Source organism: Roseateles sp. GW835-FHT13E02, assembly GCF_058794035.1.
Window position 1 is genome coordinate 225,210 of the sequence record NZ_JBXAGJ010000005.1, and the last position, 25,850, is coordinate 251,059.

General features: G+C 61.1%; 26 protein-coding genes. 11 read left to right on the top strand and 15 right to left on the bottom strand.

The window, feature by feature from the left end; translation table 11 throughout:
- Nucleotides 1–182: 182 nt before the first annotated feature.
- The 8 genes from AC1Q6P_RS07190 to AC1Q6P_RS07225 all read right to left on the bottom strand — a co-directional run bounded on the left by AC1Q6P_RS07190 (nucleotide 183) and on the right by AC1Q6P_RS07225 (nucleotide 5,907).
- A complete protein-coding gene (locus tag AC1Q6P_RS07190; protein WP_492665576.1) occupies nucleotides 183–545 on the bottom strand; it encodes a copper-binding protein in 363 nt (120 codons plus the stop codon).
- A gap of 14 nt (nucleotides 546–559) precedes the next feature.
- A complete protein-coding gene (locus tag AC1Q6P_RS07195) occupies nucleotides 560–1,072 on the bottom strand; it encodes a DUF411 domain-containing protein (protein WP_492665577.1) in 513 nt (170 codons plus the stop codon).
- Nucleotides 1,047–1,514 (bottom strand): cupredoxin domain-containing protein, encoded by a 468-nt coding sequence (locus AC1Q6P_RS07200; protein ID WP_492665604.1) that lies wholly within the window; start codon nucleotides 1,512–1,514, stop codon nucleotides 1,047–1,049. The genes AC1Q6P_RS07195 and AC1Q6P_RS07200 overlap by 26 nt, the downstream gene beginning before the upstream one ends.
- A gap of 121 nt (nucleotides 1,515–1,635) precedes the next feature.
- Nucleotides 1,636–3,048, bottom strand: a complete 1,413-nt coding sequence (locus AC1Q6P_RS07205) for a multicopper oxidase family protein (protein WP_492665578.1) — start codon at nucleotides 3,046–3,048, stop codon at nucleotides 1,636–1,638.
- Nucleotides 3,049–3,063: 15 nt separating this feature from the next.
- The gene (locus AC1Q6P_RS07210; protein WP_492665579.1) at nucleotides 3,064–4,500 is read right to left on the bottom strand and encodes a TolC family protein; all 1,437 of its coding nucleotides are present in this window, start codon (nucleotides 4,498–4,500) and stop codon (nucleotides 3,064–3,066) included.
- Between the two features lie 9 nt (nucleotides 4,501–4,509).
- Nucleotides 4,510–4,887 (bottom strand): hypothetical protein, encoded by a 378-nt coding sequence (locus tag AC1Q6P_RS07215; protein ID WP_492665580.1) that lies wholly within the window; start codon nucleotides 4,885–4,887, stop codon nucleotides 4,510–4,512.
- Nucleotides 4,888–5,000: 113 nt separating this feature from the next.
- Nucleotides 5,001–5,426 carry a hypothetical protein gene (locus AC1Q6P_RS07220; RefSeq protein ID WP_492665581.1) on the bottom strand — a complete coding sequence of 142 codons (426 nt, stop codon included), beginning with the start codon at nucleotides 5,424–5,426 and terminating at the stop codon, nucleotides 5,001–5,003.
- A 25-nt stretch (nucleotides 5,427–5,451) separates the two neighbouring features.
- The gene (locus tag AC1Q6P_RS07225) at nucleotides 5,452–5,907 is read right to left on the bottom strand and encodes a DUF4148 domain-containing protein (RefSeq protein WP_492665582.1); all 456 of its coding nucleotides are present in this window, start codon (nucleotides 5,905–5,907) and stop codon (nucleotides 5,452–5,454) included.
- 351 nt (nucleotides 5,908–6,258) lie between these two features.
- Here AC1Q6P_RS07225 and AC1Q6P_RS07230 point away from each other — a divergent pair, with 351 nt between their 5' ends.
- The 6 genes from AC1Q6P_RS07230 to AC1Q6P_RS07255 all read left to right on the top strand — a co-directional run bounded on the left by AC1Q6P_RS07230 (nucleotide 6,259) and on the right by AC1Q6P_RS07255 (nucleotide 11,277).
- Nucleotides 6,259–6,711: a hypothetical protein gene (locus AC1Q6P_RS07230; RefSeq protein WP_492665583.1), complete on the top strand. Its 453-nt coding sequence runs from the start codon at nucleotides 6,259–6,261 to the stop codon at nucleotides 6,709–6,711.
- 148 nt (nucleotides 6,712–6,859) lie between these two features.
- A complete protein-coding gene (locus AC1Q6P_RS07235) occupies nucleotides 6,860–7,321 on the top strand; it encodes a hypothetical protein (RefSeq protein ID WP_492665584.1) in 462 nt (153 codons plus the stop codon).
- Nucleotides 7,322–7,348: 27 nt separating this feature from the next.
- Entirely contained in the window at nucleotides 7,349–7,615 is a 267-nt protein-coding gene (locus AC1Q6P_RS07240; RefSeq protein WP_492665585.1) for a DUF2933 domain-containing protein, read from the top strand.
- Complete coding sequence (locus tag AC1Q6P_RS07245; RefSeq protein WP_492665586.1) at nucleotides 7,612–8,274, top strand: methyltransferase family protein; 663 nt, start codon at nucleotides 7,612–7,614, stop codon at nucleotides 8,272–8,274. Before AC1Q6P_RS07240 ends, AC1Q6P_RS07245 begins: the two co-directional genes overlap by 4 nt.
- Before the next feature lie 76 nt (nucleotides 8,275–8,350).
- Nucleotides 8,351–10,699, top strand: coding sequence for a copper-transporting P-type ATPase (locus tag AC1Q6P_RS07250; RefSeq protein ID WP_492665605.1), 2,349 nt, complete (start codon nucleotides 8,351–8,353; stop codon nucleotides 10,697–10,699).
- A 230-nt stretch (nucleotides 10,700–10,929) separates the two neighbouring features.
- Complete coding sequence (locus tag AC1Q6P_RS07255; protein WP_492665587.1) at nucleotides 10,930–11,277, top strand: CzcE family metal-binding protein; 348 nt, start codon at nucleotides 10,930–10,932, stop codon at nucleotides 11,275–11,277.
- Between the two features lie 16 nt (nucleotides 11,278–11,293).
- Here the strand turns inward: AC1Q6P_RS07255 and AC1Q6P_RS07260 are convergent, their stop codons facing one another.
- Both AC1Q6P_RS07260 and AC1Q6P_RS07265 read right to left on the bottom strand, forming a co-directional pair.
- Complete coding sequence (locus AC1Q6P_RS07260) at nucleotides 11,294–12,682, bottom strand: heavy metal sensor histidine kinase (protein WP_492665588.1); 1,389 nt, start codon at nucleotides 12,680–12,682, stop codon at nucleotides 11,294–11,296.
- Nucleotides 12,679–13,365, bottom strand: coding sequence for a heavy metal response regulator transcription factor (locus tag AC1Q6P_RS07265; RefSeq protein WP_492665589.1), 687 nt, complete (start codon nucleotides 13,363–13,365; stop codon nucleotides 12,679–12,681). The genes AC1Q6P_RS07260 and AC1Q6P_RS07265 overlap by 4 nt, the downstream gene beginning before the upstream one ends.
- 274 nt (nucleotides 13,366–13,639) lie before the next feature.
- Here AC1Q6P_RS07265 and AC1Q6P_RS07270 point away from each other — a divergent pair, with 274 nt between their 5' ends.
- From AC1Q6P_RS07270 to AC1Q6P_RS07280, 3 genes are all read left to right on the top strand, one after another.
- Nucleotides 13,640–14,002 carry a cobalt-zinc-cadmium resistance protein gene (locus AC1Q6P_RS07270; RefSeq protein ID WP_492665590.1) on the top strand — a complete coding sequence of 121 codons (363 nt, stop codon included), beginning with the start codon at nucleotides 13,640–13,642 and terminating at the stop codon, nucleotides 14,000–14,002.
- 83 nt (nucleotides 14,003–14,085) lie between these two features.
- A complete protein-coding gene (locus AC1Q6P_RS07275; RefSeq protein WP_492665591.1) occupies nucleotides 14,086–14,553 on the top strand; it encodes a hypothetical protein in 468 nt (155 codons plus the stop codon).
- Nucleotides 14,550–15,311, top strand: a complete 762-nt coding sequence (locus AC1Q6P_RS07280) for a TolC family protein (protein WP_492665606.1) — start codon at nucleotides 14,550–14,552, stop codon at nucleotides 15,309–15,311. Before AC1Q6P_RS07275 ends, AC1Q6P_RS07280 begins: the two co-directional genes overlap by 4 nt.
- A gap of 361 nt (nucleotides 15,312–15,672) precedes the next feature.
- Here the strand turns inward: AC1Q6P_RS07280 and AC1Q6P_RS07285 are convergent, their stop codons facing one another.
- On the bottom strand, nucleotides 15,673–16,716 hold the full coding sequence (locus AC1Q6P_RS07285; protein WP_492665592.1) for a hypothetical protein: 1,044 nt from the start codon (nucleotides 16,714–16,716) through the stop codon (nucleotides 15,673–15,675).
- A 122-nt stretch (nucleotides 16,717–16,838) separates the two neighbouring features.
- Between AC1Q6P_RS07285 and AC1Q6P_RS07290 the strand changes: the two genes are divergently transcribed.
- Nucleotides 16,839–17,087: an Arc family DNA-binding protein gene (locus AC1Q6P_RS07290; RefSeq protein WP_492665607.1), complete on the top strand. Its 249-nt coding sequence runs from the start codon at nucleotides 16,839–16,841 to the stop codon at nucleotides 17,085–17,087.
- Here AC1Q6P_RS07290 and AC1Q6P_RS07295 read toward each other — a convergent pair.
- Nucleotides 17,030–18,874: a TnsD family Tn7-like transposition protein gene (locus AC1Q6P_RS07295; RefSeq protein WP_492665593.1), complete on the bottom strand. Its 1,845-nt coding sequence runs from the start codon at nucleotides 18,872–18,874 to the stop codon at nucleotides 17,030–17,032. The two genes, AC1Q6P_RS07290 and AC1Q6P_RS07295, sit on opposite strands and share 58 nt — an antisense overlap.
- Nucleotides 18,875–19,011: 137 nt before the next feature.
- On the opposite strand from AC1Q6P_RS07295, the gene AC1Q6P_RS07300 reads away from it, so the two are divergent.
- On the top strand, nucleotides 19,012–20,775 hold the full coding sequence (locus AC1Q6P_RS07300; RefSeq protein WP_492665594.1) for a TniQ family protein: 1,764 nt from the start codon (nucleotides 19,012–19,014) through the stop codon (nucleotides 20,773–20,775).
- A gap of 12 nt (nucleotides 20,776–20,787) precedes the next feature.
- Here the strand turns inward: AC1Q6P_RS07300 and AC1Q6P_RS07305 are convergent, their stop codons facing one another.
- Genes AC1Q6P_RS07305 through AC1Q6P_RS07315 form a run of 3 tightly spaced genes read right to left on the bottom strand, consistent with a single transcriptional unit; the run spans nucleotide 20,788 to nucleotide 25,336 of the window.
- A complete protein-coding gene (locus AC1Q6P_RS07305; RefSeq protein WP_492665595.1) occupies nucleotides 20,788–22,281 on the bottom strand; it encodes an ATP-binding protein in 1,494 nt (497 codons plus the stop codon).
- Nucleotides 22,282–22,286: 5 nt separating this feature from the next.
- A complete protein-coding gene (locus AC1Q6P_RS07310; RefSeq protein WP_492703114.1) occupies nucleotides 22,287–24,530 on the bottom strand; it encodes a TnsB C-terminal domain-containing protein in 2,244 nt (747 codons plus the stop codon).
- On the bottom strand, nucleotides 24,527–25,336 hold the full coding sequence (locus AC1Q6P_RS07315) for a TnsA endonuclease N-terminal domain-containing protein (protein WP_492665597.1): 810 nt from the start codon (nucleotides 25,334–25,336) through the stop codon (nucleotides 24,527–24,529). The genes AC1Q6P_RS07310 and AC1Q6P_RS07315 overlap by 4 nt, the downstream gene beginning before the upstream one ends.
- Nucleotides 25,337–25,850: the final 514 nt, after the last annotated feature.

Genomic DNA, 25,850 nt, shown 5'->3' on the forward strand with positions numbered 1-25,850 from the left:
CGAGATCAGGAAAGGCGTGTGAGGAAGAGTTTTCATATCAGGAGGCTTTGCGCAGGCGCAGTGCGTTGGTGATCAGGGACGCTGACACAGGCCAATGATCGGAATGGCAATCACGGGGGACGGCAGCCACGGCCTCCCGCCTCCCATCTTCTCGGCCAAGACCCGAGGGCCCTATGCCGGGCTCATTTCGCGACTTGCATCTCGGTCACGACGATGGCGCCATCGGTCTTTTCGACCTTGAACTTCACCTTATCTCCCGCCTTGACCAAGTCCAGCATGGCCGGGTCCTTGACCTGGAACACCATGGTCATACCTGGCATGTCGAGGTTTTTGATTTCGCCATGCTTGATGGTGATTTTCTTCGTGGACTTGTCGACCTTCTTGATTTCTCCGTCGGTCATGTCGGCGGCAGTCGCTGGTGCTGCTGCCGGCGTTGTAGTCTTGCCCGCAGGAGCCGTCTGTGCCAGGGCGGTTCCAGCAAGGCCGGTTGCCATGGCCAGGGTTGCGGCCAACTTGGCGAGAGTCAGGTTCTTGATCAGGTTCATCATCACAGTTTCCTTTAACGGTAGGTTTGAAATACGCGCGAGCTGCCATCCTTGGCCAGCAACAGCACGTCATAGGGGTCTTTGCGGCCCGAGTAGCTGGGCCCGTCCATGCCGGGCGATCCCACGGGCATGGACGGCACAGCCAAGCCAACGGCCGCGGGGCGTTCCTTGAGCAGCCGGTGAATCTCGCGCGCCGGCACATGGCCCTCGACGGCATAGCCTCCGACCAAAGCGGTATGGCATGAGCCGTAGCGAACATCGACGCCAAGCTTCAGCCGCGCATCGGTATTGCCTGTGTCCTCAACCCGCGTCTGGAAACCATTGGCCTCCAGATGCTTGAGCCAGTCCTTGCAGCAACCACAACTTGGGCCCTTCCAAACCTGCACCAGCGGGCCGGGTTGTGTTGGCGGCTGGGTCTTGGCGAGCAGGGCGGCGGGTGTCAGCAGCAAGCTGGCTGCCCCGGCAATAACGCTGCGGCGATGCATGGGCGCCTTCAGCATCTCAATGCTTGTGGTCGCCATGGCCATCTGCCTTCTTGGTTGCCGTACCGCTTGCGCCGGCCACCACGACGGCGCCCTTCATGCCGGCGTCATAGTGGCCGGGCTGCAAGCAGGCAAAGTCGATCTTGCCGGCCTTGGTGAACTGCCAAATGATCTCGCCAGTCTTGCCGGGCGCCACCGTCACCATGTTCGCGTCGGCGTGCTCCATCTCGGGGTTCTTCTTCATGACCTCGTAGTGCTCTTTGAGTTCCTTCTCGGTGCCGAGCACCATCTCGTGTTTCACCTTGCCTGAGTTCTTCACGACGAAGCGAACGGTTTCGCCTTGCTTGACATTCAGGCCGGACGGCGAGAACCGCATCGCATCGGTCATGTCGATTTGCACCGTTCGGTTGGCCTTCGCGGCTACGCCCGGCTTGCCGATGGCTTCATCGTCATGGCCGCCGGCGTGATTGCCGCTTGCCAGTGCCATGGAGGACAGCAACACCGTTGTCAGGGCGACGAATGCAACGCGTGCGCTGCGTGTGTGTAGGGTTTTCATTGGGGATCCTTTCTGATGTCGCGCAGTGGCGGACGGGGGTGTTGATGGAACTTCAGTGGCCGGAATGACCGGTGGGCTTGCGGACGGTGACTTCGGTCGTCTTGCCCGGGGCTTGCTGGCGCGGCATCGACTGGCCACCTTCGGCCGCAAAGCGGGCAGGCTCGGGCAAGGCGCCGGTCCATTCGAAGGCGACTTCACCCTTCGGGTGCTTGTACCAACCTGGGTCGCTGTAGTCGCCCGGTTTCTGGTCCTTGCGCACCTTCAGGATGGAGAACATGCCGCCCATCTCGACGCCGCCGAACGGACCCTTGCCGGTCATCATCGGCACGGTGTTGTCGGGCAGGGGCATCTCCATCTCGGCCATATCGGCCATGCCGCGCTCGCCCATCACCATGTAGTCGGGTACGAGCTTGGTGATCTGCTTGGCGACCTGGCGATGATCAACGCCGATCATCGTCGGCACATCGTGGCCCATCGCGTTCATCGTGTGGTGGCTCTTGTGGCAGTGGAAGGCCCAGTCGCCTTCCTCATCGGCCAGGAAGTCGACTTGGCGCATCTGGCCCACGGCCACGTCGGTCGTCACTTCGGGCCAGCGGCTGGTCTTGGAGGTCGGACCGCCATCGGTGCCGGTGACCATGAACTCGTGACCGTGCAAATGGATCGGGTGGTTGGTCATTGTCAGGTTGCCAACGCGAATGCGCACCTTGTCGCCCTTGCGCACATTCAGTGTGTCGATGCCGGGGAAGATGCGGCTGTTCCAGCACCACAGGTTGAAGTCCAGCATCGTCATGATCTTGGGCGTGGCTGCGCCGGGGTCGATGTCGTAGGCATTGAGCAGGAAGCAGAAGTCGCGGTCTACCTCGTCGATCAGCGGATGCTTGGCCTTCGGGTGCGTGATCCACAGGCCCATCATGCCCATCGCCATCTGCGTCATCTCGTCCGCATGAGGGTGGTACATGAAGGTGCCCGGACGGCGAGCCACAAACTCGTAGACATAGGTTTTGCCTGGTTTGATGCTGGGCTGGTTCAAACCGGCAACGCCGTCCATGCCATTGGGCAGCCGCTGGCCATGCCAGTGAATGCTCGTGTGTTCCGGAAGCTTGTTGGTGACGAAGATGCGCACGCGGTCACCTTCCACCACTTCGATGGTCGGCCCGGGTGACTGGCCGTTGTAGCCCCACAGATGCGCATTCATGCCGGGCGCGAGTTCACGCACCACCGGCTCGGCCACCAAGTGGAATTCCTTGACGCCCTGGTTCATGCGCCAGGGCAAGGTCCAGCCGTTCAGAGTAACGACCGGGTTGTAGGGCCGGCCACTGCTGGGGACCAGCGGAGGCATGGTGTCCGGTTTGGACTGCATGACCGGTTCGGGCAGCGCGGCCATCGCCACTCGGCTGACGGCTGCGGCCGACACCGCCGCGGTCAGGGCGCCGGCACCTTGGAAGAAACTACGTCGAGAAACCATGTTCTTGTTCCTGAATCAGTGAGCGGGGCCGGCGCCGCCGGTTGCTATTGCGGGTGCTGTGCCGCCGGACAAGCGGGGCTTGCCAATCAGCGCCATATCCAGATCCGCTTGTGCCACCCAGAAATTGCGCAAGGCTTCGATGGAGGCGTTGACCGCGCTGATCTGCGCGCGAGCATCGGCCAGCAACTCGAACACGCTGATGAACATGCCGTTGTAGCGAAGCACGTTTTCGTCCGAAATGCGCTTGGCGGTGGGCACGATGTCGTCGCGATAGTGCTTGGCGATGTCATAGGACGATCGATAGCCCAGATAGGCTTCGCGCACCTCGGAGCGCGCCTCGACGGCAACTTGCGCTGCTCGCTGCACACTCTGCATATAGAGGGCCTCGGCCTTGGCGATCCGCGCGTCCCCCCAGTCGAACAGGGGAATTTCGAAACTGATTTCGTAACCCGTCTGGCGTGGCAACTCGTTGGAGCCGTTGCGCCGATAGCTGAGATCCAACACGTTCACGAACCGAGTGATCTTGCTGAGCCCGAGACTCTTGGCCATCGCCTCCGTCTGCTGCTTGGCCGCTTGAACGTCCAGGCGCTGGGCCATGGCTTGTTGCTCCACGTCGGGGCGATCCTGGGGCTCTTGCGGCAAATCGGGCAGCCGATCTGGCAAGGTGAACCGGGTTTGCTGGCCCCACAGACCCAACAGCCGGGTCAGGCGCTCGCGCGTAGAGACACGCGTTGCTTCGGCTCGCGCGGCATTGAGCACAGCCTCGGAGAAAAAGCCATGTTCGCGCGCCTGCTGCAGCTTGGTCCAGTTGCCCGCCTGCGCCAAACGCTTGGCAAGTTCGGCGCCCGCGTCTGCAGTGCCGCGAACATCACGCATGTAGCGAGCTGTCTGTTCGGCAGCCACCGCGGCGTAATACGCTTTGCGAGACTCGGCAGCCAGAGATAGCATCTCCATGGAGACGCTGCGTTGAACGGCGGCAAATCGCCGGTTCTCAAGCTGCCGGGTCAGGGGCAGAGCGATCAGGTGCGCCAAGTCGAAGCTGAACGAGCGCTCGATTTCACGCTCGTCACCGCGTCGAAGCTTCGCGATCGAGAATCCCGGATTGGGCAGACGGCTGGCCTGCACCAGTTCGGCTTCGGCGATGCCGAGTTCCTGGAAGCTGGCTTGCAACCCACGGTTGTTCAGCAGCGCGATCTGCACGGCGGCGTCGGCGCTGAGCGGCTTTGCCAGCAACTCATCGACTCGGTCGCCCACGACGTCCTGGTCGGCCTCGGATTTCACCAACTGGACGGTCTTGCCCAGATGCTGTTCGGCCGCCTGTTGGACCGGCTTGAAGCCGCCGTCGCCGCCCAGGCTGGCGCAACCGGCGAGAACCAGCGGCAGGGTCGCCAAGCCTAAAGTGCGCAGCCGCAACGCGGCCGGTCGCCGGTACTCAAATGTCTTTGTTGTCATGCGATGCCCTCAGTTCATCTTGTGACCAGCATGGCCCGCCGGCATCGTCTTGGCATCGGGGCTGGCTGGAGCCGAAGCGCCAGTGCCGGGCGCGGCGACATCGGGCTGACGGGCTTCTTTGGCGTAAACGCGCCAACCACCAATGCGTCCGACGTTGTCGTTGGCGTCCTTCCAGGGGCCCACCTCGACTTCGACATTGGGGCGATAGCCTTGCAGCACCGAGCTGTAGACGAGCGGCGGCACAGCCGCCTTGGGATCTGCCGCATCCGCACGCTTTGACGGCGAGGCGGATGGCTGGGCAGCAGAGGGCTGGTTTTGGGCAAACACAGGCAACGCCAGGGCTGCGGACGCGGCCATGAGCGCCACGCCATTGAGGACGAATTGCATAGATATCTCGCAAGCAGACACGAACGGCGGTCACCGAAGCTTCGTGCGTTCGTGCACGGGTTCGGCGAGCGGCTCTTGGCTGCGGCCGGGCGCTGTGGGTGCGCCGCCGCAGGTCAGGCGAGGAGGGGTCGCGGCGGGCGCTCGAGGCCGCCGATGGTGTCAACGGCGTTGCCCACCGGAATCGTTGCCACTACAGGCACATGCTGCCGGATCACTTCAACGGCATGTACGGATGCCGTGATGGCCGCTGCGCTGCAGCAAGAGGAACAAGCACTGCACTTGGTGGCGTGCCCCGGTTTGGCCATCTTGGCATGGTGTTTGAGCGAGGCATCCGGTGAACCTTTGACATCGCTGTGCGAGGGCACAGAAACGACCGGATCCGCCGCAAGATCGCCGTGATCATGAGATGCGTGATCGTGAATGGCCGCGCTCTCGTGATGAGCAGGACCGCACATCAGCATGGCTTGCGCCGCGTACCCTTGAATGGGCAGCGCAACGGCAAGCAGCCATGCCAACACGATCCGCGAAAACTTGCTCATCGTCAAAGTGTACGGCAATCGGCGTTCAGCAGTTGCGAGCTTGGTTGCTGTTCAAGCATTGCAGGCTGCCATCATCACGCGCCTGCTGCAGATCGCTCAACACTTGCTCACGGCTCAGGCTGCTGCGCGCTGTTGTCGAAGTGTCAGGCGTGTACGAATGGTTGCGGCTCATCTTGGCAAGCGAGCCGTCGTCGCGGGCGCGCTTCAGTTCGCTCAGCACTTCCGCGCGGGTGAGCGGCGACGCCCTGCGCGTTTCAAATTCGGGGGCGTACCCGGCTTCGCTGTTCATCTTGGCCAGCGAGCCATCCTTGATGGCTGCGGCCAGTTCTGCCTTGACCTCGGCACGGGTCTTGCCTCCGGGCATGGCGTGATAGCTGCCGCCAGAGTCGTTGTTGGCGGGCGTGAAGCCGTTGCCTGCAAAGGCGGGCGCTGCGAGAGTCGCAGCGAACAGAACGGAAGCAATGACATTGAAGCGGGGCATGAAGAACTCCTACGGTTGAATTGACAGCAAACTGACTGGACTGCTGAGGCGCAGTGGTTGCGCCATGGGAGTGACTGTAGGAATCTCGGCTGGACAGAAGGCCGACCCCGACATTACGGTTTTGTCATCTGCCAGCGGCGATGAGATCGTCCTGTGCACGCTTGACGGTGCTGTTGCGTGTCAGTGTTTCCGTGGCTACCGATTTACTGCCGATGGGCAGGTCAGTCGATGCCGTCAGCCAGCAAGCCACGGGATCGCGCGATTGTTTGATGGGGATCAAGTCTCACGACACCTCGAAGTCTGAACATCGGCTCCTAGACTCACGCAGCGGGCTGAGCATTGGAAGCTTCCATGACCATGATTCTTCGACCAACATCCAGGCGACGTTTTGCCGCTGTGATGTTGTTCGTCTGGATCTTCGCATTGGCTGTCGGCATCGCCAACGCCTGTGCCTCTGGTCAAGCTCATGGCGGTGCCGTGCTGCTGGCGGTGGCTGAGCATCGCCACGACGAGGCGACGAAAGAGCAGTTCCATGCCGGTGCGCCCTCGGGTGACGTGGCGCCATCCCCTGGCGTGCCGGACGCCGCCTGTCAGAAATTTTGCGACGACGAGCGCTCGACGCTGAATCTGCCCATCAAGGATCTGGGCAGCGCCGCCGATATGCTGCCGGTGTTGCTGCTGCAGCCCACCACCTTGGCCTGGACGTCGGGAGACGACCGGGCGGTGGAGTCCTCCAACGCCCCGGTTCCGGTTCGCGAAACCGGTCCGCCTATCCCCATCCGCTTCCTGCGGCTGACGATCTAGCCGCCTGCACCAGCGCCCCGGAGCCCGTGCTCCGGTTGGCGCCGCATCTGCACGCCTGACACAGCGCGTGCTGGATGGCGGGGCAGCACGCGTGCCTTCGACCAATTCCCTGGTCGTACCTCCCTGCCGCAATCTATCGGAGAACTCCATGAACAAGATCGTCATGACAACCCTCGCATTGCTTGTTGCCACCGGTCTCGCCGCGGCTCAGCCCAAAGATCAGGACCACACGGCTCACCACCCCGAGGGCGCTGCCTCGGCGCCGCCGGCCAAGGCGCCCGCAAAGGCCGCCGCTGTGGCTCCAGCAAAGGAAGCCGACATGGCCGTCAAGATGAAGGCGATGCAGGACATGCACCAGAAGATGATGGACGCGAAGACGCCCGAGGAGCGCCAGGCGCTGATGGGCGAGCACATGAAGGCCATGCAGGGCAGCATGGGCATGATGAAGCAGATGTCCGGCAAGGGAGGTGGTGCTCCTGGCATGAAGGGCATGGCGGCCGATCCCAAGGCCCGCATGGAGGCCATGGAACAGCGCATGGACATGATGCAGACCATGATGGAAATGATGATGGACCGGATGCCGGCAGCACCCGCACAGGGCAGCAAGTAAGTCGTTCACCACCATCGGGAGATCGTCATGGATCACGACTCAAAGCACCAACCAGAGCATCCGCCAGAACAGCCGTCGTTCTGGCGCTCGCGTTTCGGCATCGGCTGGATCGTCCTGGCCGCCGTGACCGGCTGGTTCCTCTGGGAAGAACACCGCGCTCATCTGCTGGGTTTCTTGCCCTATGCGTTCCTGCTGGCCTGCCCTTTGATGCATGTGTTCATGCATCGTGGGCACCACCATGGCGGGGAGCACCATCGCCATCGCAATGACCGCAATGAAGGAGACCGGCCATGACGCACGACGCACCGGCCTATGGCCTCTGGTCCCTGGTGATTCTGAACTCGGCCGTATTCCTGATGTTCGCGTTCAGCTTCTTCAAACCGCAGTCGGCGCGGGATTGGCGCAGCTTCAGCGCCTTTGCCGCCTTCATCGTGGCGCTGTTCGTCGAGATGTACGGTTTTCCGCTGACCATCTACCTGATGTCCGGCTGGCTGCAGACGCGCTATCCGGGGCTCGACCTGTTGAGCCACAACTCCGGCCATCTGTGGGCCACGCTGCTGGGCGAGAAGGGCGATCCACACTTTGGTGCTCTGCACATTGCCAGCTACATCCTGCTGGGCGGTGGCTTCTGGCTGCTGTCGAGCGCCTGGCATGTGCTGTACCACGCGCAGCGTCGCCATGGCCTGGCGACGGTCGGGCCCTATGCCCGCATCCGGCATCCGCAGTACGTGGCCTTCGTGCTGATACTGCTGGGCTTCCTCGTTCAATGGCCGACGCTGCTGACGCTGCTGATGTTTCCTATCCTGCTCGTGATGTATGGTCGCCTCGCGGTCAACGAAGAGCGCGACATGGAGCGTCAGTTCGGTGCCGAGTACCTGCGCTACGCCGAGAGGACGCCCCGCTTTCTGCCGCGCTTGTCGGCGAACGCCATCCCTCCCAGTCGGGAGGCTTGACCTTGTCACCGTGGCAAGGCTGATGCTGTGGTTAGCCTTGCCGGTGGCAAGTCAACGGACGCAAAGTGAGAGTCGCATGAAACAAGATGTCGAAGTGCCCGTCGCGGCGATGGTCTATGTCTGCCCTATGCATCCTCATGTTCGGCAGACTCAGCCGGGCCGGTGCCCCGAGTGCGGGATGAATCTGGTGCCTGAGGGCGAGGCGAAGCAGGGGGCTCACGCGGGTCACGCGCACCATCAGGCGGGGAGCGCACCGCAGGAGCATGGGCACCATGCCCACGCGCCAATGCCAGACCTTGCTGCTTCTGCACCAGCACCCGCAGCCGGTGCGCCAACGATCTACACCTGCCCGATGCATCCGGAGATCCGCCTGGACCATCCCGGCAACTGCCCCAAATGCGGCATGACGCTGGAGCCCCTGCTGCCTGAACTGGAGGCCGAAGAGAACCCCGAGTTGCGCGATTTTCAGCGGCGCTTCTGGTGGACCCTGCCGCTGACCGTGATCGTCACCATGCTGGCCATGGTCGGCCACCGGTTGCAGTGGTTCGAGATGGGCACGCAGAGCTGGATCGAGCTGACCTTGACGCTGCCGGTGGTGCTGTGGGCCGGCTTGCCGTTCTTCCAGCGCGGCGCTCAGTCGGTGCTGAACCGCAGCCCGAATATGTGGACTTTGATCGGCCTGGGCACTGGCGCGGCCTTTGTCTACAGCGTGATTGCCACAGTCGCACCGCAGCTATTCCCGGCGTCCTTTCAGGCGATGGGCCGCGTGGCGGTCTATTTCGAGGCGGCGGCCGTCATCATCTCGCTGACCCTGCTGGGTCAGATTCTGGAGTTGAAGGCACGCTCGCAGACCTCGGCGGCGATCAAGTCACTGCTGGGCCTGGCACCCAAGACGGCAAGGCGCATCGATGAGAGCGGCCAGGAAAGCGATGTGCCGCTGTCCCATGTGCATGTCGGCGATCTGCTGCGTGTGCGTCCCGGCGAGAAGGTGCCGGTCGATGGCGTCGTCGTCGAGGGCCGCAGCGCGGTCGACGAAGCGATGCTGACCGGCGAGCCCGTCCCCATCGTCAAGAGCCCCGGAGACAAGCTGATCGGCGCGACGCTGAATACCAATGGTGCCCTGGTCATGCGTTCCGAGCGGGTCGGATCGGCGACGATGCTGGCGCAGATCGTCCAGATGGTCGCCCAAGCCCAGCGTTCACGTGCGCCTATGCAGCGCATGGCCGACCAGGTCGCGGGCTACTTCGTCGTGGCTGTCGTGGGCGTCGCGCTGCTGACGCTGCTGGCATGGGGCATCTTCGGTCCCGAGCCCAGCTGGGTCTATGGCCTGGTGAACGCCGTGGCCGTGCTCATCATTGCCTGCCCCTGTGCGCTGGGCCTGGCTACGCCGATGTCCATCATGGTGGCCACCGGCCGCGGTGCGACCAGCGGGGTGCTGTTCCGCGACGCCGCAGCGATCGAGAACCTGCGCAAGGTGGATACGCTGATCGTTGACAAGACCGGTACCCTGACCGAGGGCCGTCCGGTGTTCGACCGTGTGGTCCCGGCGCCCGGCGTCGAGGTTGATGAGGTGCTCCGCCTGGCCGCCAGCCTGGACCAGGGCAGCGAGCATCCCTTGGCCGAGGCCATCGTCAAGGCGGCGCGCGAGCGCGGTTTGCCGCTAGCCAAGCCCGAGAGCTTCGAGTCCAGCACCGGCATCGGTGTGAACGGTGTCGTGGCCGGGCGCAAGCTTGCGCTGGGCAACACGGCGCTGATGCAACAGGCAGGCGTTTCCGTGGATGCACTGCTGAGCGAGGCCGAGTCGCTGCGCGCGGAAGGGGCCAGCGTGATGTACCTGGCCGCCGATGGCCACCTGCTCGGACTGCTGGCCGTCTCGGACCCGATCAAGGCCAGCACGCCGGAGGCCCTGGCCTCGCTGCGGGCGGCCGGCATCCGGATCATCATGGCCACCGGCGACGGCCTCACGACGGCCAAGGCCGTCGGCGCCCGGCTGGGCATAGCCGAGGTGCATGGCGAGGTCAAACCGGCGGACAAGCTCGAGCTGGTGTCGCGGCTGCAGTCCGAGGGGCGGATCGTGGCCATGGCGGGCGACGGCATCAACGACGCACCGGCCCTGGCCAAGGCCGATGTCGGCGTGGCCATGGGCACGGGCACCGACGTGGCGATGAACAGCGCCCAGGTGACCCTGGTCAAGGGCGACCTGCGCGGCATCTCGACGGCACGGGCGCTGTCCGAGGCGACGGTCGGCAATATGAAGCAGAACCTGATGTTCGCCTTCCTCTACAACGCCCTGGGCATCCCGATTGCGGCCGGCCTGCTGTATCCGTTCACCGGCTGGGTGCTGTCGCCGATGATCGCGGCGCTGGCCATGAGCCTGAGCTCTGCCTCGGTCATCGCCAACGCCTTGCGCTTGCGACGCGACTGACGGTGCCCAACTACACCCGACGCAGCGGCATCTAGGCCGAACGTTTTGCTCGGGGTGAAAAGGGCTTCGGCGATCTCGGCAAGACTCGCGGAGAAGTAACCCGCGCATGACGGAAATGTCATTTCGGTGACCAAGTTCCGTCGCTGCTGCCTTTCTAAAGTGATCCCTGGGATGAATCAACGGAGCGACTTGATGACCTTGTCGCCCATCCCATCAAACAGGAGATCACCATGCGCATTGCCAAAGTCTTGACCTCAGTTGCATTGACCAGCGCTGCAGCGCTCAGCGCCACCGGCGTCTTCGCCGCCAGCGATGAAACCTATGCCAATGGCCGGTCCATCTATGGTGTTCCGGCCAGCCAGGGTGCCGAGTCCAAGGTGCTGGACGTTGCAAACACCAAGTTCGCCAACATCAAGTGTGGTGACACCATCACCTTCCGCAGTGGCGACAAGACCTTCACATGGAAGTTCGACGTGGCCGGGCATCGCGCCGTCGATCTGCAGAAGATCGCGCCAGCCGGGTTCACCAAGCAACCCTTGATGGTGTACGTGAGCCGCAACGATGCTGAACGGACCTGATTGGGACAATCCAGCGTTACGACACATCACTCAGGTGCTCTTGCCTGGCGGGTCGTCCGAGGGGGCTTGCGGAAGAGGGCAGGAGCAGTCCAATTCGGGTGATGCCTTGATCGGAGCCCGCGAAGACGCTCCCGCCATGCATGCGCGCGATCGCGTCCACGATGGATAAACCCAGTCCGTGGTTCAGATCCGCGTGCGCGCGTGCGGGATCGACGCGGTAGAACCGATCAAACAATCGGGGTAAATCTTCGGGCTCAATCGTCGGCCCGGTGTTGTGCACTGCGATCGAGACGTCTCCACCAGGATGTGTCTCGATTCTCACCATCACGGCAGACCCTGCTCGTGCATAGCGCGTTGCATTGCCGAGCAAGTTGGAGAGCGCGCGGCGCAGCAGTCGCGCGTCAAAGCGACCGGCGGCGTCGCCCAGGATCTCAGCCGTCAACGTCGCTTCCTGCATGGCCGCTTCATGGAACTCGATCACTTCGCCGGCAAGGGCCGCGAGGCTGCCGACATTCACGCGGCGGGCGCCAGCGCCCCGATCAGCCTGTGACAGAAAGAGCATGTCGTTGACGATGCCCGACATGCGCCGGAGTTCCTCGAGATTGGAGGCCAGCACATCGCGCATGTCGTCAATGTCCCGCGACTTTCTGAGACTCAGCTCGCAGGCACTGATGAGCGTGGCCAGCGGCGTATTCAGTTCGTGAGCGACATCGGCGTTGAAGCCTTCCATCTGCGTGTAGGCGCTGCTCAGACGATCGAGCAGCGCATTGAACTGCCCGATCAACGGTTGCAGTTCCCGTGGTTGAGCAGAACCATCCAGGCGTTTTTCCAACTGGCTCGCGGTCAATCTCCGGGTCTGCTCGACCAGTTGGTGAACCGGCGCCAGCGCCAGCCGGACGAGCCAAAAGCCGCATACCGAAACCGCCAGCGATCCGACGATCGCGGCGGCGGTCAGCGTCCATCCGAGCCGGCGAAGCAGACTGGCATCTTCCTGTGTCCCGAGCGTCAGCGTGGCGCTGGCAGGCCCGGAAAAGTACATGGAGGACGCCACCTCAAACACGCGTTGCTTGACGGGTGGGGGCAGCGATGGGTGCGTGGTCGACGACGCATAGACCGTGCGCCCGTCTGGTGATCTCAGCTGCAGCGCCAATTCTTCGTGACCAGCCAGGAAGTCGTTGAGCTGATGTCGCAGGGCGTCAATGTCCGGCGCAGCACGGGCCTCGGACAGCAAGTGCCTGATCATGGTGGTCTTTTGATCGAGGGTCTCGTCCTGCCGCTGGGACAGCGTCATGGCCGTCACGAAATAGACGGCCAGGCAAACGAGCCCGAGGCCAATGAAGGTCTGCGTCGCCAACCACCAGGACAAACGATGGCCCAGTGAGCCTCCCGAGGCCGCTCGCTTCATGAATCCCGAGCCTCCAAGACGTAGCCCATGCCTCGGACGGTGTGCAGCAAAGGTCGCTCGAACGGTGCATCCAGCTTGCCTCGCAGGCGACGAATTGCCACTTCGACCACATTGGTCTCGCTGTCGAAATTCATGTCCCAGACCTGCTCAGCGAGTTCCGTGCGCGACAGCACCTCTCCTTGCCGGCGCAGCATCAGACTCAACAAACTGAACTCCTTGGCTGTCAGATCCAGACGCTGTCCGGCCCGAACAGCCTTGCGCCGAAGCAAGTCCATCTCAAGATCGGCCAGCATCAGTACGGTGGGTTCGGACGAGCCGCGCGCGGGGTTCGCCCGGCGCAGCAGAACTTGGATGCGCGCGACCAATTCAGAGTACGCAAATGGTTTCAGCAGATAGTCATCCGCGCCACTTTGCAGCCCCTTGACCCGGTCCTCGACCTGTCCGCGCGCCGTCAACATCAGCACGGGCGTCTGCTTGCTCAGTCGCAATGCGGCAAGGACGGCAAGGCCGTCGATGCCCGGCAGCATGCCGTCCAGCACAAGCAAGTCGTAGTCGACCTCAATCGCCAGGTGCAGCCCATCGATGCCGTTGTGCGCCACATCGACCGTGTAGCCTTCCTCCGACAATCCCTTGCGCAGATACTCCGCAAGCTTGGCTTCGTCTTCAATGACCAGTAGTTTCATATACGGCAATTGTTGCTTGCATGGCGATGAAACTCGATTACGAATTTGTCATCTGGCGGACCGATGGCTGACGGCCGTCGGCGGGTAAGGTGGCAGTCTGCGGATTGAGCACGCAAACCGCGGATTTACCTAATCCCACGCTCCTGCCTCCGAGCTATATCGCACGCAAAGACCTTGGTCAGCTATTCTCAATTACCTCTTCAGGCACGGCCCATCGGGCTTTGTGGAACTTGTTCTGGTCCCTGCGGCTGCGCTGCAAGCTAAACTCCAAACCATGCGTCGCCTTGTAATCGTATTTTTGTTGATAGCCATGCCTTTCCAGTGGTCCTGGGCGGTGGCCGGAGGCATTTGCGAGCACGAAACGGGCAAGGATGCCCAACACTTTGGGCATCACAGCCATGAGCACGATGCAAAGGCTGTCAAGGCGGGCAAGACGTCCGCCGAGTCCAAGAACCCAGGCGTCGGCATCGATGCGGACTGCGCATACGGCCATTTGCTTGTCGCCGAGCCGTCGGCACCTTCACTGGCCCCCGCCTCGGCGCTCGCTGATGCGTCGCACCGTGTTGCGACGCTGCCGCTGTTCGGTTCCCTGCTGGCTGATGAACCTGAGCGCCCCAAATGGCGCCCCGCGCACTGATTCGGCGCGGCCAGCCCACGTTCCACGACTGAGCCCTTGGATCTACGGACTTCTTCCGTAGACGCCTCCCGCGCTGAATCTCTTTGATCCTGGCATTTCGCTGGCCATTGCAGCGAAGCGACACCAAGGGGATTTCAATGCGCGTGCGTGCTTACGTCACACCATTTCTGCCGCTCACGCTGGCAGTCGCTATTTCGTTTTCATTTGCTCAAGCTGCGTTCGCGCAGGATTTGAGTGCGGTTTCGCCACCCGCGCTCGCGCTGTCCGGCGTCGTCGTTCCGGCCCGGCTCACGTTGGCGTCGGCCATCGACCTGGCCTTGTCACGCAATTCGGACATCGCCGCGGCTCAACGTGAGCTGGAGGCTTCCGAAGGTGCGTTGCAGCAAGGGCGGGCTCGGCCCAACCCCGAGCTGTCCTATCTGCTCGAAGACACGCGCCAAGCCACCCGGACCACCACCGTTCAGGTGAATCAAGCGATCGAGATCGGCGCAAACGCGCAGCGCGTGTCGATGCCGCTGAGCAGGGGCGCGAGGCCGCGGCCAACGATCTGAACGCGCGCCGGGCGGAAATTCGCGCGCAGGTCAGCAGCGCGTTCTATGAACTCCTGACCGCGCAAGAGCGGATCCGGCTGGCCCAGGACACGGTCGAATTGGCGCACCGCGCCGGCGAGGCGGCCGGCAAACGGGTGGCAGCGGGCAAGATTTCGCCGGTTGAGGAAACCAAGGCCCAGGTCGCGGAGTCGCGTGCACGGCTGGAGCTGGCGCAAGCACAGGGCGAACTCCGTTCGGCGCGGCAGCGCCTCGGGGCCATTTGGGGGGACCCGTCGCCTCGATTCGACATGGCCGATGGCTCCGCTGAGGTTTTACCCGTCGTCCCGTCATTGCCCAACGTTGACCAGAGGCTCGCAAATGCCCCGGGGCTCAAGCGTGCCCAGATCGAGGTGCAGCGCCGCCGCGCACTGGCCGACTTGGAGCGCGCGCGCCGGCTGCCCGACCCGACACTCAGTCTGGGCGTCAAGCGCTCGCAGGAGCTGGGGCGCAACCAGATCCTCCTGGGCGTTTCGATGCCCATCCCCCTGTTCGACAGCAATGCGGGCAATCAGCTGCAAGCCTTGAAGCAGTATGAAAAAGCTCAGGAGGAGCTCGCGGCGACCCAGACCCGCCTGTACGCCGACGCGCTGCAGGCGCGGGAACTGCTGAGTACGAATCGGCTTGAGGTTGAGACCCTGCGCCAGGACCTGCTGCCAAGCGCCCAGGCGGCCTATGACGCCGCCAGCAAAGGGTTCGAGCTGGGCAATCGGCTTCCTTGACGTTCTGGACGCGCAGCGAACGCTCTTCCAGGCACGGTCCCAGTACCTGCGCGCCATTGCGGAGACGCATCGCCCAGCAGATATCTTCATCTCGACTTCGGAGTTCGCCAGCAGCGCCGTAGCGGAATGCATCACGCACTCCGCGCTGAAGACCATGGCCCTGTGATCCCTCAGAGAAATCGTCATGCTGCTCATGAACGAACGCGACTTTGTTGCGATGCTCCGCACAAAATTTCGGGCTGCGGTGCTCGACAAGAAGCCGTTCGTTGAGGTGCTGACCTGATGCCGCTTTGGTCCACAAGTTGCGTCAGCAGATCAAGGGATTGCGACGCTGAAGATTGACGGCGCTGGAATTGCGGATTCAGGATGAGGTAGTAGCGGCAGTGGGGCGCCACGGCTGCTCCGGCAAGGCCGCTGCACCAGCCTGCATGGCGAGTTCCGGCAGCCCGGACTTGAGGTATCTCTTGGCCACGCTGGACCACTCATTCTTTTCGTGGCGAGCCTCGTACGCGAACCCGACGTAGTCGTCAGGGTGCCAGGTGATGCTGCCAAGTCCGAACAGGACCTCTGCGGGAAGTTGGCGGCCTGCAACCAGGTGGTCAAGCGCCTCTTCGCGCAATTCATGTCCAACAGTATGGACGCGAAGCTGCTCGCAAAAAGCAATCAGCAGCTTGAGATCCAGGCGGCAAGGTTCGTAGTTCCAGCGCTCAAACTCCCAGACCTCGTAGGTTGTGAAGTCCGCGCCTGAGGGAGTGCTTTTGACGACCCGCATCACGATGCCAATCGGTTCGGCTTGCCACTTCCCCTTGTCGTTATCCTCGTAGGCGCGATCAAAGTCGGCGCCGCGTCGACGGATGAACATGAGCTCAGGTCGCAAACCCTGCTGGCGAAGATCGATCAGGCGTCGGGCGATCGAATGGACGTTTTTGTACCAATGAACATTCGAGCCGATTTCAACGGCGTTGTCGTACTTTGCGTTCAGCCATTTTGGATTGACGTAGAACACCTCACACAGTCGATTGATCGCCTTTGGCGTCATCAGGTCCATCAGCCGGTCGTTGTTACCCAGCGCCGAGAGAGTGAATCCCTCGTCAGCCAGCAGCTCGACCGCCGCCGGTAGATCCAGCCGGTGAGCCTGGATCAGCAAGAAGAAGCGCTCCCGAATTGAGCGTAGCTTGGCGGCAGGCGTGTCCAGGGTGGCCTCGGCAACGCCATCAAGGATGGCATCCACCAGGCCCTGCACGCTGGTGTTCAGTGCCGTCGCCTGACACTGAAGGAAGTGCTTGGTGGCCGGCTTCAGGCGAATCGTCGTAGGCGTGCGGTCATCAGGAGCCGGTGTCGTTTGTGCAACCTGCGTTCCGCGCGCCATCAAACGCTGCATGATCGCCTCAAGGGAAAGTTTCATGGTGATGCCTTGTATTCAAAATGAATACAAGCTTACGTGATGAATATGGCCTGGTCAAGCCCGAGCTTGTCGGCACTTATGTGCCATGGACGAGCACAAATGTGCACACGACACTGCTCATCATGAAAGCGCATGATCTGTCAGACGATGGCACCTCGACCATCGGTGTACGTATCCCAAACCAGTTGGAGCTCCAGTTGGCCGAGTGCGCAGAGCTCAACAGTCGATCTCTAAACGCCGAGATCGTGGCTCGACTTCAGGCTTCGGTGGACCGCCGCGGCTCAGGTCAAGCTCCCCGGCGCAATCATGCACCCTATCCGCGACTTGTCCCGGCGCGGTGGGCATCAAGCCAAGTTTCCACACAGCGGTGATATGTCCAATTGATGTTGGAGGCCCTGCTGAGGCGGACGACTGTGAGGGGGAGTCCCAATGCCGTGAGCCGGGCGGCTGCCAAGGCTAACCGCCGATCGCGCCACATGCTTTCGGTTTCGATGCAGGCCACGAGTGCGTCGTAGGTCAACGGCAGGCGATGTCGATTCCGAATCATCATGGTCTGGATGCCAAGGATGCGCAGGATCCGATAGGCGCTGAGGCGTTCAGTCGCACCTTGCTCAGCCTCTACGGATTGCAGATTGAAGACCAGCGTGCTCAGGTTCAGATCCCTCGTAGGCCAATCCACCCGGGCGCTACTGGTTGGCTTTCGCACCGCCGCCGGTTCGAAGTTGCTCTGGTCCGTGATCCAGGCTCGATCGTTCCGGTAGAGCCAGATGTATGCGGCGGGGGCAATGCGGCGGGCTGCGGTGATGGACTCAGCGCCGCGAACGGCTGCCCGCCATTCGTCCTTGGCCTTGCGCTCGTTGGCTTGATGAATGCTCGCCTGCCGCCTCGCTTTGGCTTCTGCGTTGGACCGCAAGATGCGGCACACCGTTGCCATCGATACATCGCTATTGCCCGCGACTTCCGCAAGAGGCAAGCCGGCCACCAAGTCATCGAAGATCTGGCCTTCGACCATGCGTGTGGTCTTGTGATTTCGTGGCGTGACCTGCATCCCGCACTCGCGCCGATAGGCAACTACTGTGGCCGTATTGACTCCCAGGGCGGCAGCGGCAGCGCGACAAGACAACGAAGAATCCAAGAGTTCAGGTCCAGCGGGGCAGATTCGCCGTGTTGGGCTTTGCAGCCCCGCCGGACGAATGGGGGCATGGGCTCCATCGGCATCAAGTGCATCACGCCAGGCCGAAATCGACCCAAACAGGTGTCCGATCAGCATCAGATGAGCAATCGGATGAACAGCTCTGTCTGGCTTGTTGAAGATGGTGTGCAGCCAGCCCAGCGGTTTCGCCTGCGTTTGAATCAGCCGGTTGCGATGCGCAAAGCCCTCGAAATCCCGGTAGTGTTCGCGGACGGCCTGCGCGACCTTGGAAACGCGGACGCGGCCCGTCAAACAGCCATAGCCCAGTTTCAGGGCGCGCCTTCGATATGTTGTGGTCAGGACGTCCCGGTGAAGCGCGGGCAGGTTGGATTGCAGCAACTCGGCCGACAACTTGCTGAACATCCAGTCGAGCGATCCTTCGGCGCATGGGATGCAGCTGATGACAGGAGGATGTGACGGCGGCTGACGCGACTCGAAAGGGTTACTGGGCCTTGTCGCAGGCACGAGTTCTACCAGAGCAATGCCATGAGTCGGGCAACGCGTAACGCCCGGCAGAAGCCAGCTTCGTCGCCAATGGGGTTCGCCGAGGCGGACCGCGTCGGTACGAATGCAGAGCGGGCAATAGCGAAGAGAAGTGGCCGCACCGAATCTGTTGGCCAGCCGCCCCATCAGGGCCTTCTGCGCACCACCTGCATTGCTTGCGTTGAGCATGATTTCGCAAATGATGCGATCCCGCTCCGGCGTCAAGAAGGGACGGTGGTAGGGGTATAAGGTGGCACGGTCTATCCAACTGTTTGGGGGCGACAGAGGCGATGCGGGACCGAGTACGGTTTGAAGGTGCCCCAGCCCGGTGGGCAGGTCCACACACAGCGTGCGGTACCTTCCGCCGAGAAACATGTTCACTGCAGCCCTTGTTGGAGCAAAGGAGTTGCGGCGGAACATGCGGCCAAGCCATGAGTACAAGATCTCGTCGTCCCGTAGCGACAAGACGGTACCGATGGTCAATGCTGAGGCTCCAGCCACAGATTCCAATTCCTCGCCTCCCGAGATGGCCGGCCTTCAGATTTCTTGCCAGAGAAATATCTGAAAATCCGAGGCGAACATTTTAATGAAGATGATCGAGGAAATTGGTTTTGATAAATATGACGCCGACCCTCCCATTCATCCCTAAGGTGAACGATGACGAGCTGCTCGGCTCTTGGTTCTCCAGAATTGCTTCAGCAAACCAAGCTGCGACCTGGAACTGGGTGCTAAATCAATGCGGCTATGGAGGAAAGGACCAGCCGCCGCTTGATATCGCTGGACATGATGGCCGGTATGAATTGCTTCTTGCGGCATTGGGAAAGTCGTACCCGCAATCCACGCTCAAGATGACGACGCTCCCCTTCTGGTTGTTTTTTGAGGCGTCTCAGAGTGAGCTTGCCTATGACCGAGAAGTCAAAATTCCCGCGCGAGATGTGGCAGGACGAGGCTCGCCTTCTCAGGCTCGGGTTCATGGAAAGCTGAAGCGACTGAAATACTGTCCGTGCTGCATGAGAGAGCAGCGCAAGCGCGGCATAGAAACATATTGGCGAAGATCCCATCAATTGCCGACATCGGTAGTCTGTATCGAACACAAGGTGCCCCTAAGGGCGTCTTGCTTCTCGTGCGGAAAGATTCATGAGCTTCGAAAACAGAAGATCATGAAAATGCCCGAGCTTTCATGCAGTTGCGGCGCAGACTTGACCAAATCACCCGTTTCCAGTCCAGAGATAGGTAAACGATTTCATGCATTGTCAGCGTTGGCGTTCCAGGCGCTTGGAGCCGATCTGCCAACTTGGAACCGCGGGCATGTGGTTTCCGTTGCCCAGACAGTCATCAATCAAGAATGGGGAGGACGTCTCGTAAATGCCTTTGATGCCATGGAGGCACGGTTTGAACTTCAACGCTATTCAAACTACGGATTGAAGCTATCTAGTCCAGAACTTGACCCGGCAGTTCCGCCGCTCGTTTTGCAGAATGTTCCTACCCAATGGAGTGCACTGACATTTGCTGCCTTGTTTGTGACTGCGGGCATTGGATTCCCGGACTTGCGTCAAAAATTGACGGAGCAGTCGTCGGTTCTTGATCAGAAGCGAAGCCAGCCGAGACGTAGGTTCTTCAGCACTGGCGCGCTGGGCCTCTCAGCTGTGCCGGCCGCCAAGAATGCACTTGCATCTAAATTTCAAAAGACTGGCAGATTTGCCAGTCTACAGAAGATGAAAACGCCGTTCTGGCTGGTCTACTTTAATGACAGACCTTGGCTTCGCGAGCTCGTCGGTGTTGAACTTGATAAGTTGCGTGTCTCGTGCGTCGAGTCAGACCGCCAAACCATCATTGGCGCCATAGCTGGTGGTCGCCCTAGACATGAAATGCTGCATTCGCCGGCGAGCGCAAGGGCTAGGGCGCGCGACGCGCAATGGTTCGAGTCTGCGGTGCCGCAAGCACCGACAAGGGAGGGACGGGCAGCTCCGCTCATGGGCGTCCAGCAACTCAAGGACGGGTTGCAGCGGGTGTTGGCGTCACAACATCGACCGTCGCGCATCTTGGTACAAGAGCTCGCGCTGGTCTGCGGGACGACCGCACATATCGTGAAGAAGAGCATTGCCGCAAATCCTGAGTTCACGGCGGAACTTGAGCGGGTGAACAGAAACTATCCAGCAGAGCGAATCCGCATGAAGCTCAGGCAATTGGTCGTCGAGCAGCGCAGAGTCGGCCTGACAATCTTGCTGCGAGAAATCGCTTTGAATGTCCCGCACGCTCGAAACTACCGGCTTGGACTAGAGATCTTGAAGGAACGTGAAGACTGGGCCGCTCTGGTGCAAGTCTCCGACTTCACTCCATCTGACCACAGTAAAAGCCGAGGTGAAGGTGGAGAGCCCTCTTGATTTGGGGGGCATTCATGCCAGGTCCGCGTCCACCGGCCGCATTGGCAGTGGCGAGGTTACGGATTCGGGTGCCTTCTGTTTCTTGGTTGCGCGAGGGCTCGCGGCCTTCTTGGGCTTGGCGGGCTTTGCCGTTTCTGAAATTTCGTCAAACTCGCCAGCGTCGCGTATGGCTTTGTCGGCTTCCTGAGCGGAATTGCCCGGATCTGCTTCTTGGTCCGTCGAATTCAATGGCGCGGTAGCGGGCATGTCGTAGACCGCATGCGGCATGAATGCAGCAATCAGCGCTCTGCTTTCGGCGTCACAAATCAGATCTTCGAATGCCTCCAGCTCCGACGGCCGGCCGCGAGCCAGGGCGTCGATTGCAGGCTTCAGGGCCGCAAAGCTGGTGTTCAAGACCATTTCGAAGCTCACTTCGTCAACGCTCGATTCTTCTGTTATCGCGTACTCCTGAGCAAGCTTGTAGGCATTGATAGCGAATGCCGCATTCCCACCAGATGCTCTGTGCCAGGCAGCGCTGACTTCCGGTGTCAACGGGGATCTGTGCTCGGTATAGCAGAACGGCCAGACAGCTTCGGAAAAGTGCTTCCACTCGTTACTACCTGCTGCCATCAGAGGGAAGTAGGTTGTATTCCCCATCAGCTTTCGAGTAATCGCAAGCTTGGCTGCGAGCAGCTTCTGTATCGCGGGTGTGCAGAGGGTCACAACAGAAATCCCGTAGTCTTCAATCATTTGGACGAACATATTGAAGACGATTACGCATTGCTCTGTCTTGGCGATCTTTAGATTCTGAAACTCATCGACGATCAGCAGCCCGAGCGAAATGCTGGTGGCAACCTTTCCCATCAAGAGCGTCATGTTCGCCACGGTCCTGGCTGCATAGGCCTGTTTGAGGTAATTCGTGTTGAGCAGCTTATCAACGGCTTGAAAGAAATTCAGGCAGAAAGCTTTCAGCGTGCCGTCCGGGGGGATTGATATCTTTAGATATACGACTTGGGCTCGACCAAGCTCTTCGCCCTGGTATTCCGTGTGGCGGATGACCTGTGCCAATCGAAGCACGAATGCGTCAATGAAGGTTGTCTTTCCCGTGCCAGTGGATGAAATGAACATGTGGCCGGATGCGGTCGACTTCCAGTCGAATGGCAATTTCAAGTCGTCGCCGAGCTTTCTGTTGGCGATTGCAATGCAACGAACCTCTTCAGTTTTGTCTGCCGCATTGCGGGCTATATAGGTGTTGCGCAGGAGGGTATGGAGTTGAATCGAGGCGCGCTTGTACTCCGGCGTCGCAACAATGATGTCCCGCAAGTTGCTCACAGCCTGATAGCGGGTCCATTCATCCTGCTTTCGCATTGCTGCATCTGGTTTGGGCGGAAAGTGCTCCAGCGCATTGGTGAGCTGCGCAAAGGAGCTGAGCGGCGGCAAAGCTTCAATAAGTGGATTGCCGCGATAGGCCGGAACCTTTGAAGGCGTGTATTCGGCATCCACAATGTGCGTCTTGCGCAGTAGCATTCTTGTTACTCCCGTCGAGATTTTTGCAACTTAGCCAAAGCGGACGCGCGCTTCTCTTCTTCCCGCCGCTTCCATTCCGGAATGCTTGATTTGGCAGTCGGCTTTGTCTCGGTTGGCGACGACCTGGCTTGCGGATGCTCTTTGCCGGTCAACCTCGCCTTGAGCGCGGTGGTTTCAGCCTGACGGTCGTCCGCGAGCTGACGCTGCGACGGAACGTTGCGGTCCACTTCGACGGTAGGTCGACGGGCGGCAGGTGCTGCGGTCACCTCGGCGCGCAACTGTTCATGCTCCAGGTCTCGGGTCTCCGCGTTGGCGACCGGCGTCAGCGCGTCGTACTCATCGAGGCTGAGGTATCCCAGGGCTCGCTTGTCGGCCGAGACCATGGTGAATCGTGGCCATTCCGTGCGGCGTTCGACATAGAGTTCATGTGGAAAGGTCTTGTCGACGCGAACTTGCAAAGCTCTGCGGGCTGCAGGCCGCGAAGCCAGGAAGGCGCGCGCTGCAGGGTTGGCCGGTACGTAGCGTCTCGACTTGTAGCGAAGCTCGCCTCCGCCAGTCGAGGCCTGGTCGACGCCGAGCATCAGCTTCTGCATGTCGCCATCCGAGTAGCTTGATACTCTCGCCCCGGTGATGTTTTCGCTGCCCCAGACGTACGCCGCCTGCGGCGTCGGGGCAATCCCGGCCTGCTTCAGGACGCCGAGCTTCTTCAGATGCGAGTGGGGCGTGTTGTTGTACTTCTCGACGAAGTCGATCAGCGCCCGGTACAGCTCCGCCAGGGAATGCACGGTGATCTGCTTGGCTTGCTTCGCGGCCCTCTTGGCGTGGAGGTCCATCGGACGCTCCGCATAGCTGCCCTTCACATTCCGCGCCATCCAGCCCTTCAAGGTGCGCATGAAGCGTTCGATGATGGCCTTGCCATTCGGGGTGATCGAGGGCAGGGTGGAAGGATCGATGCGCATGTCACCGGAGACGGCCTTGTCCATCGACTCGCTGGTGAGTTCCGAACCGCGATCGCGACGAAGCACGCTGCAAACCCGACCGATGGGCCAGCGCTTGTTGGTGATGTCCACACCGAGCGTCGAGAATCGTTTCTCCCGGGAGGTGAAGGCGATGAGCACCGCATATCGGGCTTCGTCCCATGACGGCGCCTTCAGGGAGACATAGATGGAGACGATGAAACGACTCCACCGGTCGAGGATGACGTAGATGGTCGGTGTGGCGACCACCCGTCGTGATTCGCCTGAAGTCACAAGAACGATGCGCCCGCCGGTCGCATCAATTTCATAGATGTCGCCTGGGCCTGCTGAATCCAAGGAGCCTTCCCCGGTGGCTTTTGCAGATCGTGTTCGCAGATTTCTCGCGATGTCCTTTGTCAGCACGAGGTGCTCATTGACGTATCTGCGGTATTGCCACTTCGATACTGGGATCGGATGCCGCCCCTCGGCAACCTCCTTGAACAGCGCAGGGTGACGTCGTTTGAAGTCTACTTTCAGGTATTCGCTGTACGCATCAATGACGAAGGTGCGCTTCTTCGTCGCCATTGAGGCCAAGCGCGCGACCATGTCCTGGATGTCCTCCGGCGACACAATGAAGGTGTTCTTCCCGAACTTCGCCTCAACGCTGGCTCTTGGCCCGGGACGTTCGCGTGTCGCCACCTTGTGTTCATGCGCCACCGTATCGGCGTCCTCCTCCTGGTCGACAGGCTGATCCGCGGCGCCCGCAGTGCCGAGAGCCCGTCGCTCAGACAATTCCATTGGGCGCCGGCCTGGCGTCAACATGCGCAGCCCCGCATGCTCCTGACCGAAGTAGTAGTAACGGCTCAGCAGCCGCTTGACGGTTTTGAGGGCGATCCCGAGCTCGAGGGCGCGCTGGGTCGCCAGATGGGAGTAGCGGTTTCGGGCAAGGTTGCTCTCGCGTTTGAGCAAGTTCACCAGCGGTTCGATGATCCGCCAACCAGCATCTGCAGCATCTGGCGTGTTCTCGTCCAGCGGCTTGGCCAGTTCGTAGGGCAGCGAGAGACGGCCCCAGACGCCGCCATTGTTCTCCATCTGTGCGATCTCATCCCAGCTGAACCTCAGTGGGCGAGAAGCATCGCGCGCACCTGCGGCGTTAGTCACCCACTGGCCGAAACAGGCTCCGGTGAAGCAATGGGTCAGCCGGAGGTATCTCTTCGTGCCCGGCTGATCTGCCTCGACAGCGAGAACGTGAGGCGCTTGTCGCCGGGCCTGTGGAAGCGGCTCAAATTTCATTCTTGCACCAAGACCAGCGGCAGGTCCAACGCGATTTCGTGGTTGAAGGAGACCGGGATATCGCCAATCCAGGCGCCGTGCCGGAATGCATCTTCCGCCTGTGGGAAGGGGAGCCGCGTGCGCTTTGCTGCCCTTTCGAGCAGACGCTTGAGCGTCACGTTCCGTTCATAGGTGAACATGAAGTGCTCCTTGAACAGCCTCCTCAGCGCCAGGTCGGGCTGCCACCGATTCAAGTACCACTTGCGCGTATAGCGAAGCGCCGAAAGCGTCGTCAGGTGATTCGGGAGGCCCTTCATGTCAATGAGTTGCCAGGGGATCCCGTTGCGCTCGCACCAGAGTCGCTCAACATTCAGCTTGGCAGTGGTCGCGGCGTCCAGCTGTTGATAGGGCGGCTTGATGCTGGCAGCCCGTGTCTGGCGCGTGCCGCTGTCTTCCTCTGTCACAAGAAAATCAATCGTGTAGGGCTCCGGCCTCTGCGGACCGCGCGACGTCGTCTTGTGATCGATGCCGAGTTCGGCGCAGATGCGTTGGGTGCCGGTGATGTCAAAGATCGGGAACTGTTCCCGCACGTCCTCAACGCCCTGCTTGCGCTCGAGGATGAAGAAGTACAGGGTCTCGAAATCCGACAGCAGTTCGTACGATCTTCCGTTGCGGATGCTATTGGGGGTGTCGCAGGTGCCGCGGGACTTGATCTCCGCCGTGGTGTACCAGGAGAGGTACTTCACGCCGCTGCCGCAGCCGCGCCCTCGCTTGATCTTTCTAGCGAGGTAGGCTGGATAGAGCTTGGGATCGGCAGTCCATTCCATCTTTGCAGTCTCTTCCTATAGGATGGAAAAGTCCACAATAGATGGGAAAATGCAACAGGAAGATTGTCTCTAGGGATTAACGCCCCGCATTTATTGCAAGTTCAAGGCCAACAAATAAAGTCCGTCGGATAAAAAGAAAGTTCGTCGGACGTTTTTTGCATTGTGGGATCAATGCCGACCAGGAGATCGGGTGCTGACCTTTGAAGAGAAGCTTTGGCGTCAGCTAGGCTGAACTTCCGCCATGTGAAGGTGCGGCATTTGTTTGCATTGGCTGCAACAGGCTGGTTCCAGAAGTTCGGATCGCGGCGTTGAACGGCAGCACCGGCCGAAAGCGGTCCTTCGAAAGGTGCCAGCCCGAATGACCGCTCCGGGCAAAAACCTCTGCTCGTCCTTAGTTTTGTGGATAAGCGCTGACGGTCCCAACACGGGGCCCACCAACGACCGCTTGGGCTTGCGGTCAACCTCAGCTATCGACCCTCAGCAGTCGTACTCGGACGGGAGACGGCTGCTAGAG

What these genes read in the sequence shown, in the direction of transcription:
- AC1Q6P_RS07255 (WP_492665587.1), top strand. Translation starts at nt 10,930, where the DNA reads ATGCGCATTGCCAAAGTCTTGACCTCAGTTGCATTGACCAGCGCTGCA.
- AC1Q6P_RS07210 (WP_492665579.1), bottom strand. Translation starts at nt 4,500, where the DNA reads ATGACAACAAAGACATTTGAGTACCGGCGACCGGCCGCGTTGCGGCTG.
- AC1Q6P_RS07230 (WP_492665583.1), top strand. Translation starts at nt 6,259, where the DNA reads ATGACCATGATTCTTCGACCAACATCCAGGCGACGTTTTGCCGCTGTG.
- AC1Q6P_RS07220 (WP_492665581.1), bottom strand. Translation starts at nt 5,426, where the DNA reads ATGAGCAAGTTTTCGCGGATCGTGTTGGCATGGCTGCTTGCCGTTGCG.
- AC1Q6P_RS07225 (WP_492665582.1), bottom strand. Translation starts at nt 5,907, where the DNA reads ATGCCCCGCTTCAATGTCATTGCTTCCGTTCTGTTCGCTGCGACTCTC.
- AC1Q6P_RS07240 (WP_492665585.1), top strand. Translation starts at nt 7,349, where the DNA reads ATGGATCACGACTCAAAGCACCAACCAGAGCATCCGCCAGAACAGCCG.
- AC1Q6P_RS07195 (WP_492665577.1), bottom strand. Translation starts at nt 1,072, where the DNA reads ATGGCCATGGCGACCACAAGCATTGAGATGCTGAAGGCGCCCATGCAT.
- AC1Q6P_RS07200 (WP_492665604.1), bottom strand. Translation starts at nt 1,514, where the DNA reads ATGGCACTGGCAAGCGGCAATCACGCCGGCGGCCATGACGATGAAGCC.
- AC1Q6P_RS07235 (WP_492665584.1), top strand. Translation starts at nt 6,860, where the DNA reads ATGAACAAGATCGTCATGACAACCCTCGCATTGCTTGTTGCCACCGGT.
- AC1Q6P_RS07215 (WP_492665580.1), bottom strand. Translation starts at nt 4,887, where the DNA reads ATGCAATTCGTCCTCAATGGCGTGGCGCTCATGGCCGCGTCCGCAGCC.
- AC1Q6P_RS07305 (WP_492665595.1), bottom strand. Translation starts at nt 22,281, where the DNA reads ATGCTACTGCGCAAGACGCACATTGTGGATGCCGAATACACGCCTTCA.
- AC1Q6P_RS07300 (WP_492665594.1), top strand. Translation starts at nt 19,012, where the DNA reads ATGACGCCGACCCTCCCATTCATCCCTAAGGTGAACGATGACGAGCTG.
- AC1Q6P_RS07290 (WP_492665607.1), top strand. Translation starts at nt 16,839, where the DNA reads ATGAAAGCGCATGATCTGTCAGACGATGGCACCTCGACCATCGGTGTA.
- AC1Q6P_RS07315 (WP_492665597.1), bottom strand. Translation starts at nt 25,336, where the DNA reads ATGGAATGGACTGCCGATCCCAAGCTCTATCCAGCCTACCTCGCTAGA.
- AC1Q6P_RS07265 (WP_492665589.1), bottom strand. Translation starts at nt 13,365, where the DNA reads ATGAAACTACTGGTCATTGAAGACGAAGCCAAGCTTGCGGAGTATCTG.
- AC1Q6P_RS07245 (WP_492665586.1), top strand. Translation starts at nt 7,612, where the DNA reads ATGACGCACGACGCACCGGCCTATGGCCTCTGGTCCCTGGTGATTCTG.
- AC1Q6P_RS07260 (WP_492665588.1), bottom strand. Translation starts at nt 12,682, where the DNA reads ATGAAGCGAGCGGCCTCGGGAGGCTCACTGGGCCATCGTTTGTCCTGG.
- AC1Q6P_RS07250 (WP_492665605.1), top strand. Translation starts at nt 8,351, where the DNA reads ATGAAACAAGATGTCGAAGTGCCCGTCGCGGCGATGGTCTATGTCTGC.
- AC1Q6P_RS07205 (WP_492665578.1), bottom strand. Translation starts at nt 3,048, where the DNA reads ATGGTTTCTCGACGTAGTTTCTTCCAAGGTGCCGGCGCCCTGACCGCG.
- AC1Q6P_RS07270 (WP_492665590.1), top strand. Translation starts at nt 13,640, where the DNA reads ATGCGTCGCCTTGTAATCGTATTTTTGTTGATAGCCATGCCTTTCCAG.
- AC1Q6P_RS07285 (WP_492665592.1), bottom strand. Translation starts at nt 16,716, where the DNA reads ATGAAACTTTCCCTTGAGGCGATCATGCAGCGTTTGATGGCGCGCGGA.
- AC1Q6P_RS07190 (WP_492665576.1), bottom strand. Translation starts at nt 545, where the DNA reads ATGAACCTGATCAAGAACCTGACTCTCGCCAAGTTGGCCGCAACCCTG.
- AC1Q6P_RS07310 (WP_492703114.1), bottom strand. Translation starts at nt 24,530, where the DNA reads ATGAAATTTGAGCCGCTTCCACAGGCCCGGCGACAAGCGCCTCACGTT.